This is a genomic window from Hydrogenophaga sp. 70-12, assembly GCF_001897365.1.
Taxonomy (GTDB): domain Bacteria; phylum Pseudomonadota; class Gammaproteobacteria; order Burkholderiales; family Burkholderiaceae_C; genus Hydrogenophaga; species Hydrogenophaga borbori.
The window spans coordinates 1-10,912 of record NZ_MKSS01000330.1 but is presented as its reverse complement, the minus strand read 5'-3'; the positions used below and the strand labels follow the sequence as shown (position 1 = coordinate 10,912).

The following is a 10,912-nucleotide window of genomic DNA, read 5'->3' as shown; positions in this document are numbered from 1 at the left end:
ACGGCATCGGGGTGGTCCTGAGCGTACTGGCGCAGGACGGCATGGAAATCGGGGTCTGCCTGTAGGCCCAGGGCGCGGGCGCGCGGGCTGTCGAAGCGCGCGGGCCAGCCGGCGACGATGCGCGCGGTGGCGGCGTCGGGCTCATGGCCCACGAGCGCGGCGGCCTCGGGGCCGGCGAAGTCGCCGAGCGCGTCCAGCATGTCGCGCACGCGCAGGCTCAGCGCCGGCAGGTTGATGGCGGTGCGCCCGCCGAAGGCCTCGCGGCTGGCCTCGGCCACGGCGATGATGCCGGCCACGGTGGTGGCCGGCGAGGACAGCGCCACGGGCGTGTCCAGCGGCACGGGGCAGTTGCTGGGCAGGCCGGCCAGGGGCTCGCGCAGCATGCCCGACAGGAAGCCCGAGGCCGCGCCGTTGGGCCGCCCGGGCCGCACCGAGACCGTCATCAGGCGTGCCGCGCGGCCGTCGATGTGGCCCTTGCGGGTGTAGTCGGCCACCAGCTGCTCGCACACGAACTTGTGGACGCCGTAGCTGGACTGCGGCGTGGGCAGGGTGTCGTCGCCCACCACCGCGGGCAGGGGCAGGGCCGGGTCGCTGCCGTAGACGGCGACCGAACTGGAGAAGAAAAACAGGACCGGTGCGTGGCCGTCGGCGGTCTGGCGGCGGCAGGCGTCGAGCAGGGCGCGCGTGGTGTCCAGGTTGGCGCGCAGGCCGAGGTCGAAGTCGGCCTCGCACTCGGCGGACACGGCCGAGGCGAGGTGAAAGACCGCGTCCCAGCGCTGGGCGAACAGGGTGGGCAGGCTGTCCATCAGGTCGCCGGCCAGGGACCGCACGCGCGGGTCGCGCGTGAGCGCGGCATCGCTGGGCGCGAACAGGTCGGCCAGCATCAGGCTGTCGATGGGGCGGCCGGCGAGCCGGCCGCGTTGCAGCAGCTCGCGCGCGAGGCGGCTGCCCAGGAAACCGGCGCCGCCGGTGATGAGGATGTTCATGCGGTGAAGCGGTGGGCGGATGGGGCTGTGCTGGCGGGCCTTACCAGGGGGCGCCAAAGCGTTGGCGCAGCTCGTCGACGCGCGCGTCGTTCAGTAGGGCGGGGCGGGGGGAGCAGAGCAGCCACAGGCGCGCGGTCTCCTCCAGTTCTTCGAGCAGCGCCATGGCCTGCGCGGGGCCCTGGTGCCACACGACGGGGCCCAGGCGTTCGAGCATCACGGCGCGCAAGGGCTGTTCGGCCCGGGCGATCAGGCCCGCCACCTCGTGGGCCACGGCGGGGTCGCCGGGCACGCGGTAGGCAACGTGGGGCACATGGCCGACCTTCATCACCTGGTAGGGCGTGATCGGCGGCAGGATGTCCTGCTCGGTCCACACGCCTTGCAGGCTCAGCGCCACGAGGTGGGTGCTGTGGGTGTGCAGCACGCAGCGGGCCTCGGGCGCGGCGTCGTAGATCTGGCGGTGCAGGGCCAGGGTCTTGCTGGCGCGCTCGCCGCCGCGCTGGTGGCCGTCTTCGCCCACCCAGGCCAGGGCCTCGGGGCGCAGGTGGCCCAGGCAGGCGTCGGTGGGGGTGATGAGGAAGCCGCCGCCCTGCGAGGCGTCGAGCCGCAGGCTGATGTTGCCGGCCGTGGAATGTGCATAGCCGCGCAGGAACAGCGAGGCGCCCACGCGCACGATCTCGTCGCGGCAGGCCTGCTGGGCGGGGGGGAAGGCGTCGCTCATTCGGGGCGGGACAGGGTGGGTTTGAGCAGCGCGTCCAGGGCGCGGCGCACGGGCGGCGAGGCGTGCTCGATGCGGTGCGCGGCGTTGGCCATGTGGCGCGTGGCGGCCTCGCGCGCGGCGGCGACGTCGCCGCGGCACACGGCCTCGGCGATGGCGCGGTGCTCGTGGTGCACCTCCACCATGTAGCCGCTGTCCAGAGATTCGTTGGTGCGCGTCACGCGCATGGCGTCGCGCTGGTACTGCTCCAGAAAGCCCAGCAGGCGCTCGTAGTGCGGGTTGTCGGTGGCGCGGGCGATGCTGCGGTGAAAGCGCAGGTCGGCCTCCACGCCGGGCGCGCCCACGGGCGGGCAGGCTTCCAGTTCGGCCAGCGCGTTCATGATGGCGCGCGCCTTCTCGGGCGTGATGCGCCGCGCCGCGAGTTCGGCCACGTCGGCCTCCAGGCCGCGCCGCACCTCCACCACCTGCAGCACGGCCTCCATGGAATGCAGCACGGTGGGGTCGAAGGCCAGGGCGCGCGCCTGGTGGCTGGGCGCCACGAACACGCCCGCGCCCTGGCGCGAGGTGAGCAGGCCGATGGACTTGAGCTGGCTGATGGCCTCGCGCACCACGGTGCGCGACACGCCGAACTGCTCGGCCAGGCGCTGCTCGGTGGGCAGGCGCTGGTCCGGGCCCAGCTCGCCCGACTCGATGCGCTGCATCAGCAGGGCCGCCAGCTGGTCGGTCAGGCGGGGCGGCGCCTGCAGGGGCTCGGCGCTGTCGGGGCTCATGGTGTCTCGGCCATTGGTGTGCTTATCAGGTCATCATACAAGTTGAGTGGGCGAAAAAAATCCCGGGAAAACCCGGGACGCCCGCGCGTTCAGCGACCGGCGGCGCTGACCGGCACGAAGCGCTCGCTGTGTTCGCGCAGCCAGGTGGCCGAGCGTTCGCTGTGCTGCTGGTTCGGGTGGAAGTCGGGCCGGAAATAGGCCCGCCAGGCCGGCCAGTTCGTCCTCAGCAGGCCTTGCCGGCCGAGCAGATGCCGCGCGGCGCTGCGCCAGGTGGACCAACGCCACAGCGTGCCGTCGCGCCGCAGGTTGGAGACGGTCTGGCGCAGGGCGTCGCTGAGGAAGAAAACGGTGACGCGGCGCATCCATTTCGCGCGCCAGGCGTGGTCGCCCCCCAAGGCTTGGTACAGGTCGAAGGCGGTGCTCTTGTGCTCGGCCTCCTCGGCGCTGTGCCACAGCCACAGGGTCTGCAGGCGCGGCTCGCTGCCGTCCAGCACCTGGGGGTGCGCCAGCAGCCACTCGGCGAAGAGGGCGGTGAAGTGCTCGTAGGCCGCGGTCACGCCCAGCGGGTGGCGGGGATCGGCGCCCTCGAACAGCACCATGCGCGACTCGGCGCGCGGCGCCCACGCGTTCACCAGGCCGTGCTTCTCGATCTGCGCGTTGAACAGGGCGTGGATGCGCCGGTGCGTGGCCTCCTGGCCCACGAAGCCCTTGATCTCGGCTTCCCAGCGCGCCTGCTGGTCGGCGGGCAGGGCCTTGGCGCCCTCCCGCACGGCGTCGATGAAGAACTGCTCGCCCACCGGAAAGCTCATGGACAGGGCGTTGAACCAGGCGGTGAGGAAGGCGTCGCCGCCGCACCAGTGGCGCGCGACGGGCGTTTCCAGGTCGATGAGCAGGCGGCGGATGGTGAGGGTGGTCATGTTGGTACAGGCAAGTACCGCACCACTGTGCGCGCATGCGGACGGGCTGTCAAGCGGGCTGGGCTGTCGAATCGGCGAAGGCTGGTCCGTCGTGCAGAGGGGGCCGGAACCCGCGTTCGCGTCGAACGGCGGCCGCCCCAGCGAGGACTGAACCATGCCCATGCGACCCCTTCGGTATTCCATCAACCTCACGCTGGACGGCTGCTGCGACCACAGCGCCATTCCCGCGGATGAGGAGCTGCACCGCCACGCGGTGGAGAACCTCCGGCAGGCCGATGCCCTGCTGTTCGGGCGGGTGACCTATGAGTTGATGGAGTCGGCGTTCCGGGCGCCGGCGGGGACGGCCGCAGGGCCCCACGCGGTGGACCCCTTCGCCCGGACGATCGACGCCGCACGGAAATACGTCGTGTCCGACAGCCTGGACGTGGTCGACTGGAACGCGGAGCTCGTGCGCGGGGAGCTGGGACCGCTGGTTCAGCGGCTCAAGCAGCGCCCGGGCAAGGGGCTGTTCGTGGGGGGCGTGAAGCTCCCGCTGGCCCTGACGGAGCTGGGGCTGATCGACGAGTACGAGTTCATCGTGCACCCCCGGCTGGCGGGCCATGGCCCGAGCGTGTTCGCGGGCTTGTCGAAGCATGTCGACCTGAAGCTGGTGAGCCGGCTGGAATTCGGCTCGGGGGCGGTGGCGATGCGGTATGTGCCGAAATAGATGAAGGGCGCGCCCTCAGGCCGCCGCCCCCCGCGCCACCCCCGGCCCGCTCCCCCGCACCCGCCAGAACAGGAACAGCGCGATGCCCATGTTGAGCAGGTTCCAGCCGATCCCGTTGAGGAAGGCCGCGCGGTAGCTGCCCGTCAGGTCGAACACCCAGCCCGACATCCAGCCCCCCAGCGCCATGCCCACCAGCGTGGCCATGATCACCGCGCCCACGCGGGCGCCGGCCTCCTGCGGCGCGAAGTACTCGCGCACGATGATGGCGTAGCTGGGCACGATGCCGCCCTGGAACAGGCCGAACAGGGCCGAGATCACGTACAGCGGCACCAGGCCGTCGAAGGGCAGAAACAGCAGCAGCGCCACGCACTGCAGCGCCGAGCCCAGCAGCAGGGTGCGGATGCCGCCGATGCGGTCGCAGATCCAGCCCGAGACCAGGCGGCTGACGATGCCGCTCGCCAGCATGAGCGAGAGCATCTCGGCGCCGCGCGCCGCGCCGAAGCCCAGGTCCACGCAGTAGGCGACGATGTGCACCTGCGGCATGGACATGGCCACGCAGCAGCCCACGCCGGCCAGGCACAGCAGGGTCTGCGCCTGCGCGGGCTTCATGCCGAAGGGGCGGCTGGTGTCGGGCACGGCGCCGCCGGGCGTGGCGGGCGCGGCCATCACCACCACGGGCGGGCGCTGGCGCATGCGGTTGGCCAGCAGGAACATGCCCGTGCCGCAGACGATGGCCAGCAGGAAGTAGGTGTTGCGCCAGCCGATGGTCTCGATGCCCCACTGCACCAGCGGCGGCCACACCGTGCCCGCCACGTAGTTGCCGCTGGCCGCGATGGCCACCGCGATGCCGCGCCGCTTGCGCCACCACAGCGCGGTGTCGGCCAGCAGCGGCGCGAAGGTGGCCGAGCTGCCGAGCAGCCCCAGCAGTAGCCCATGCGCCAGGCCGAAGGTCCAGATGTTGCCGGACAGGGCGGCGGCCGCGAAGCCGCCGGCCACCGCCACCGCGCCCAGGCGCAGCACCGGCGTGATGCCGTGGCGGTCGGCCATGCGCCCGGTCCACAGGCCGCCCAGGCCCAGGCAGACCATCATCAAGGTGTAGGGCAGGGAGGCGTCGCCGCGGCCGATGCCGAACTCCGTTTGCACGGCGGGCAGCACCACGGCCACCACGTACATGCCGCTGTTGCCCAGCGTGACCAGGCCCAGCACGGTGAGCAGCCGCCAAGCGGCGGCGCGGGAGTCGATGAGGCTGGGATCGGCGGGCGTGTTGTCTCTGTGGGGTGTTTTCATGGCCGGGCGATGCTACGCCGGGCCGCCGCCGCGCGCTGTCGCCGGTGATATATCAGTGCGCCTGCAGTTGGGCGCGCAGCAGGTCGATGGCGTGGCGGTGCACCTGGCTGACGCGCGATTCGCTCACGCCCAGCTCGCGGCCGATGTCCTTGAACATCATGTCCTCGCCGTAGTGCCTGAGCATGACCTGCTGCTCGCGCTCGGGCAGGCCCTGGATGGCGTCGACCAGGGCCAGGCGCATGCGCTGCTGTTCCAGGACGCTCAGCGGGTCGTGGGTGCTGTCGCCGAACTCGCTGCCGTGCAGGCCGTCGTCGTCCTCTTCGCTCACCAGGCCGGCGTCGTCCAGCGGCATCAGCTGGGAGCGGTGCAGCTTGGCCTGCAGCGCGTGGTATTCGTCGAGCGTGAGGCACAGCTCCGCGGCCATTTCGCTGTCGTGCGGGCGGCGGCACAGGCGCTGCTGCAGGCGCTGCGCGGCCTCGTCGATGTCGCGCCGGCTTTGCCGGCAGCCGCGCGAGGCCCATTCGGTCGCGCGCAGCTCGTCGATCATGGCGCCGCGGATGCGCGGCATGGCGAATTTCTCCAGCCCGCCGGCCTCGGCCTCGGCCGGGTCGCAGCGGCCGATGGCCTCGTTCAGGCCGATCATGCCGGCCTGGATCAGGTCGTCCACGTCGACCGAGGGCGGCAGCTGGGCGCGCAGGTGGCGGGCCACGCGCCGCACCAGGGGCTGGTAGAGGCGGATCTGGGCGTTGCGCGGATCGGCGAAACAGGCGGTGGTGCTCATGCGGATGTCCCTTTTTGCGGCCTGGACGCGGGGCTCAAGGGCCGCGTGGCCATGGCAGAAATTCTGGGGACTGGCCGCCCCACCGTCTGTGGGGATTGCTGGATGCGCCCTGTCAGCACCACGCGGCGAAGGCCGTGGGCATTTCCGGTGCCGCCGCCGCGCTTAGGTATTTTTTAAGCTTCGCCTAGGAAAGATTTAGGACGGAAGACTGAGCCCCTTGCGAACAATGCCGGCACACCGCAACGAAGGAGTGTTTCCATGTTCCGCACCGCCGCGCTGGCCCTTGGCCTGTTCGCGTCCACGGCCGCGCTGGCCAATGGCCCGGCCCCCGTTCGCCCGCCCGAGACGGACCTCGTGGCCCTGGGCCGCTACCTCGTCAAGACCTCCGGCTGCAACGACTGCCACACCCCCGGCTACGCCCCCAGCGCGGGTGCCGTGCCCGAAGCCCAGTGGCTCACCGGCGATGCCGTGGGCCTGCAGGGCCCCTGGGGCACCACCTACCCGAGCAACCTGCGCCAGCAGTTCCAGCAGATGAGCGAGGCCCAGTGGCTGCAGCGCGCCCGCCAGCCCATGCGCCCGCCCATGCCGTGGTTCGCTCTGCGTGACATGGCCGACACCGACCTGAAGGCGATCTACGCCTACGTGCGCGCCGCCGGCCCGGCCGGCCAGGCCGCGCCGGCCTATGCCCCGCCCGGGATGGCCGTGAAGACGCCGGTGGTGGTGTTTCCGTCGCCGCCGCCAGCCGGCAAACCGTGATCCGCAAGGCGTGTCGGCGAGCCGCCACACGCGCTCGAAAAGCCCTCGTCAATTCCCCCGGGATTGCGGCTTAATCCGCAACTCCCTCAGCGCCACGCCCCCTACCCGGGGGCGTCGGCGCCGGCATTTTCTGGAGCACCCCCATGCCAGCCAAGTTTCCCGGGCGCACCCCCGCCCTGGCCGTCCTGTTCCCCGTGCTGTTGTCCTTTCTGCCGGCCTGCGGCGGCCCCGCCGACGCGCAGGGCGGGCCGCCACCGGCCATGCCGGTGAGCGTGGCGCCCGCGGTGCAGCGCAGCGTCACCGACGTCGAAACCTTCAGCGGCCGCCTGGAAGCGGCCGAGTTCGTGGAGCTGCGCCCGCGCGTGGCCGGCACCATCGACAAGGTGCACTTCACCGACGGCGCCAGCGTCGCGGCCGGTGCCTTGCTGTTCACCATCGACCCGCGCCCCTTCGAGGCCGAGGTGGCGCGCGCCGAGTCGCAGCTGGCGGCCGCGAAGTCGCGCGCCGAGCTGGCGCAGACCGAGTACGCCCGCGCCCAGAAGCTGCTCGACAGCCGCGCCGTGTCGCGCCAGGAGTTCGATCAGCTCGCCGCCGGCGCGCGCACCAGCGAGGCCGACATCAAGGCCGCCGAGGCCGCCCTGCGCGTGGCGCGCCTGAACCTGGCCTACACGGCGGTGCGCGCGCCCATCGGCGGGCGGCTGTCGCGCGCCAACGCCACGGCGGGCAACCTGGTGAACGAACAGGTGGTGCTCACCACCATCGCCGCCACGAACCGCGTGTACGCCTACTTCGACGGCAGCGAGCAGACCTTCCTGCGCGTGCGCGCCGCCGGCAACGCCAAGCCCGTGGTGCGTCTGGGCCTGGCCAACGAGACCGGCTACCCGCACCAGGGCACGCTGGACTTCGTCGACAACCGCCTGAACCCGCAGACCGGTGCCATCCGCCTGCGCGCCAGCTTCGACAACCGCGACGGCCGCTTTGTGCCCGGCCTGGCCGCGCGCCTGACCATGACCACCAGCGCGCCCTACCAGGCCACGCTGGTGCCCGAGCGCGCCATCGGCACCGACCAGAACCGCAAGACCGTGGTGGTGGTGGGCGCCGACGGGCAGCCGCAGTTCCGCGTGGTGCAGCTCGGCGCCCTGCAGGACGGCATGCGCGTGCTGCTGGGCGACGCGGTCAAGCCCGGCGAGAACGTGGTGGTGGAAGGCCTGCAGCGCATCATGCCCGGCGTGCCGGTGCAGCCGCAGGTGCTGAAGGTGGACGACAGGGGCATGCCACTGCCTCCGCCGTCCATGCCGCCGACCTCGGCCGCGCCGCAGCAGCCCGGCCAATAAGGGAGCGCCCGCATGGACATCTCCCGGTTCTTCATCGACCGGCCGCGTTTCGCGGCCGTGCTGTCGATCTTCCTGTTCCTGGTCGGCGCGCTGGCCATCTTCCAGCTGCCGCTGTCCGAGTACCCCGAGGTCGCGCCGCCTCAGATCGTGGTGCGCGCCCAGTACCCAGGCGCCAACCCGCGCGTCATCAGCGAAACCGTGGCCACGCCGCTGGAGGAGCAGATCAGCGGCATCGAAAACCTGCTCTATTACGACTCGTCGGCCACGGCCGACGGCGGTATGGCGCTCACCGTCACGTTCAAGATCGGCACCAGCCCCGAGGCGGCCGAGACGGCGGTGCAGAACCGCATCAACCGCGCGCTGCCCCGGCTGCCGGACATCGTGCGCCAGATCGGCGTGACCACCGAAAAAAGCAGTCCCAACCTGACGATGGTGGTGCACCTGCTGAGCCCGGACAACAGCCGCGACGCGCTGTACCTGCGCAACTACGGCCAGATGAACGTGCGCGACGACCTGCTGCGCCTGCCCGGCATGGGCTCGGTGTTCCTGTTCGGCGCTGGCGACTACGCCATGCGCATCTGGCTGGACCCGGGCAAGCTGGCCGCGCGCAACCTCACCACCGCCGAGGTGGTGGGCGCCATCCGCGAGCAGAACGCGCAGGTGGCCGCCGGCACGGTGGGCGCGCCGCCCGCGCCCAAGGGCACGGAGTTCCAGCTCTCGGTGAACACGCAGGGCCGGCTGACGACCGAGGAGGAGTTCGCCGACATCATCGTGCGCACCGACCCGGCCACGGGCGGGCTGATCCGCATCCGCGACGTCGGCCGCGTGGAACTGGCGGCCGGCACCTACGCGATGCGCAGCCTGCTCAACAACAAGGAGGCCGCGGCCATCGCCGTCTTCCAGGCCCCGGGCTCGAACGCGCTGGCGCTGTCCAACAGCGTGCGCGAGACCATGGAGCGGCTGTCCAAGGGCTTTCCGCCCGGTGTGCAGTACGACATCGTCTACGACCCCACGCGCTTCGTGCAGACCTCGATCGAGAAGGTCGTGGCCACGCTGCTGGAGGCCATCGCGCTGGTGGTGCTGGTGGTCATCGTCTTCCTGCAGACCTGGCGCGCTTCACTCATCCCGCTGCTGGCGGTGCCGGTGTCCATCGTGGGCACCTTCGCCTTCCTGCTGCTGCTGGGCTATTCCATCAACACGCTCACGCTGTTCGGCCTGGTGCTGGCCATCGGCATCGTGGTGGACGACGCCATCGTGGTGGTGGAGAACGTGGAGCGCAACATCGAGGAGGGCCTGTCGCCGCGCGAGGCCACCATCAAGGCCATGCGCGAGGTCTCCGGACCCATCATCGCCATCGCCCTGGTGCTGTGCGCGGTGTTCGTGCCGCTGGCCTTCGTGCCCGGCCTCACGGGCCAGTTCTACAAGCAGTTCGCGGTGACGATCGCCATCAGCACGGTGATCTCGGCCTTCAACTCGCTCACGCTGAGCCCGGCGCTGTCGGCACTGATGCTGCACCCGCACGACCAGTCGCCCGACTGGCTGACGCGCGCCATGGACAAGGTCTTCGGCCGCTTCTTCCGCTGGTTCGACCGCGCCTTCCACCGCCGCAGCGAAGGCTATGGCCGCCGCGTCGGCTACATCGTGCGGCACAAGACCGTCTCGCTGGTGGTGTACGCGGTGCTGCTGGGGGTGACAGGCCTGCTGTTCGCGCGCATCCCGGCCGGCTTCGTGCCCGCGCCCGACAAGCAGTACCTCATCGGCATCGCGCAACTGCCGGCGGGCGCCTCCATCGACCGCACCGACGCCGTGATCCGCGAGATGACCGACATCGCACTCAAGGTGCCCGGCGTGATCGACTCGGTGGGCTTCCCGGGCCTGTCGATCGCGGGCTTCTCGGCCGCGCCGAACGAAGGGATCATCTTCTTTGGCCTGGCGCCGTTCGAGGAGCGCACCTCGCCCGAGATGAGCAAGGAAGCCATCCTGGGACAGGTGAATGGCGCGATCCAGCAGATCCAGGGCGCGCGCATGTTCGTGGTGCCGCCGCCGGCCGTGGACGGCCTGGGCAACGTGGGCGGCTTCAAGCTGCAGGTGCAGGACCGCGGCGGCCTGGGCGAGCAGGCGCTGTACGGCGCGGTCTGGGGCACGCTGGGGCAGGTGTACGCCAACCCGAAGTCGGCCGTGGGCACGCCGTTCTCCAGCTACGACATCAACGTACCGCAGCTCTACGCCAACGTCGACCGCACGCGCGCCAAGCAGATGGGCATCCACCTGGCCGACATCTACGACACCATGCAGGTGAACCTGGGCTCGCTCTACGTGAACGACTTCAGCCGCTTCGGGCGCACCTACCAGGTGGTGGTGCAGGCCGACGCGCCGTTCCGCGCCGACGCCGAGGCCATCACCAACCTGAAGACGCGCAACGCCGCGGGCGAGATGGTGCCGCTGGGCGCGCTCATGACGGTGGAGCCCAGCTTCGGTCCCACGCGCGTGACGCGCTACAACGGTTACCCGTCGGCCGACATCAACGGCGCGCCCAACCCGGGCTTCTCGTCGGCCCAGGCCGAAGGCGAGATCGAGACCCTGCTGCAGCGCACGCTGCCGCGCGGCATGACCTACGAGTGGACCGAACTCAGCTACCAGGACCGGCTCACGCGCGACTT

At 71.3% G+C, this 10,912-nt stretch carries 10 protein-coding genes; 4 read left to right on the top strand and 6 right to left on the bottom strand.

What is annotated here, in order from left to right:
* The 4 genes from denD to BGO22_RS17220 all read right to left on the bottom strand — a co-directional run.
* Positions 1-986, bottom strand: a 986-nt coding sequence (gene denD / locus BGO22_RS17235; RefSeq protein WP_286851926.1) for a D-erythronate dehydrogenase, incomplete at its 3' end; no start/stop codon positions are given.
* A gap of 40 nt (positions 987-1,026) precedes the next feature.
* The gene (locus BGO22_RS17230; RefSeq protein ID WP_070397957.1) at positions 1,027-1,704 is read right to left on the bottom strand and encodes a class II aldolase/adducin family protein; all 678 of its coding nucleotides are present in this window, start codon (positions 1,702-1,704) and stop codon (positions 1,027-1,029) included.
* A complete protein-coding gene (locus tag BGO22_RS17225; protein ID WP_070397956.1) occupies positions 1,701-2,471 on the bottom strand; it encodes a FadR/GntR family transcriptional regulator in 771 nt (256 codons plus the stop codon). The genes BGO22_RS17230 and BGO22_RS17225 overlap by 4 nt, the downstream gene beginning before the upstream one ends.
* Before the next feature lie 89 nt (positions 2,472-2,560).
* Entirely contained in the window at positions 2,561-3,388 is an 828-nt protein-coding gene (locus BGO22_RS17220) for a metal-dependent hydrolase (protein WP_070397955.1), read from the bottom strand.
* Between the two features lie 154 nt (positions 3,389-3,542).
* On the opposite strand from BGO22_RS17220, the gene BGO22_RS17215 reads away from it, so the two are divergent.
* The gene (locus BGO22_RS17215; RefSeq protein WP_254668114.1) at positions 3,543-4,094 is read left to right on the top strand and encodes a dihydrofolate reductase family protein; all 552 of its coding nucleotides are present in this window, start codon (positions 3,543-3,545) and stop codon (positions 4,092-4,094) included.
* Between the two features lie 15 nt (positions 4,095-4,109).
* Here the strand turns inward: BGO22_RS17215 and BGO22_RS17210 are convergent, their stop codons facing one another.
* Entirely contained in the window at positions 4,110-5,381 is a 1,272-nt protein-coding gene (locus tag BGO22_RS17210) for an MFS transporter (protein WP_070397954.1), read from the bottom strand.
* Between the two features lie 52 nt (positions 5,382-5,433).
* Positions 5,434-6,162, bottom strand: a complete 729-nt coding sequence (locus BGO22_RS17205) for a sigma-70 family RNA polymerase sigma factor (RefSeq protein ID WP_070397953.1) — start codon at positions 6,160-6,162, stop codon at positions 5,434-5,436.
* A gap of 258 nt (positions 6,163-6,420) precedes the next feature.
* On the opposite strand from BGO22_RS17205, the gene BGO22_RS17200 reads away from it, so the two are divergent.
* From BGO22_RS17200 to BGO22_RS17190, 3 genes are all read left to right on the top strand, one after another.
* Complete coding sequence (locus BGO22_RS17200; protein WP_070397952.1) at positions 6,421-6,918, top strand: c-type cytochrome; 498 nt, start codon at positions 6,421-6,423, stop codon at positions 6,916-6,918.
* 143 nt (positions 6,919-7,061) lie between these two features.
* Positions 7,062-8,252 (top strand): efflux RND transporter periplasmic adaptor subunit, encoded by a 1,191-nt coding sequence (locus BGO22_RS17195; RefSeq protein WP_070397951.1) that lies wholly within the window; start codon positions 7,062-7,064, stop codon positions 8,250-8,252.
* A 12-nt stretch (positions 8,253-8,264) separates the two neighbouring features.
* Positions 8,265-10,912 (top strand): efflux RND transporter permease subunit (locus BGO22_RS17190; RefSeq protein ID WP_286851921.1); only part of this gene is annotated, 2,648 nt, incomplete at its 3' end.

Bases quoted from the DNA above. Each gene is read 5' to 3' on its own strand.
- BGO22_RS17230 (WP_070397957.1), bottom strand. From the start codon at position 1,704: ATGAGCGACGCCTTCCCCCCCGCCCAGCAGGCCTGCCGCGACGAGATC.
- BGO22_RS17225 (WP_070397956.1), bottom strand. From the start codon at position 2,471: ATGAGCCCCGACAGCGCCGAGCCCCTGCAGGCGCCGCCCCGCCTGACC.
- BGO22_RS17220 (WP_070397955.1), bottom strand. From the start codon at position 3,388: ATGACCACCCTCACCATCCGCCGCCTGCTCATCGACCTGGAAACGCCC.
- BGO22_RS17215 (WP_254668114.1), top strand. From the start codon at position 3,543: ATGCCCATGCGACCCCTTCGGTATTCCATCAACCTCACGCTGGACGGC.
- BGO22_RS17210 (WP_070397954.1), bottom strand. From the start codon at position 5,381: ATGAAAACACCCCACAGAGACAACACGCCCGCCGATCCCAGCCTCATC.
- BGO22_RS17205 (WP_070397953.1), bottom strand. From the start codon at position 6,162: ATGAGCACCACCGCCTGTTTCGCCGATCCGCGCAACGCCCAGATCCGC.
- BGO22_RS17200 (WP_070397952.1), top strand. From the start codon at position 6,421: ATGTTCCGCACCGCCGCGCTGGCCCTTGGCCTGTTCGCGTCCACGGCC.
- BGO22_RS17195 (WP_070397951.1), top strand. From the start codon at position 7,062: ATGCCAGCCAAGTTTCCCGGGCGCACCCCCGCCCTGGCCGTCCTGTTC.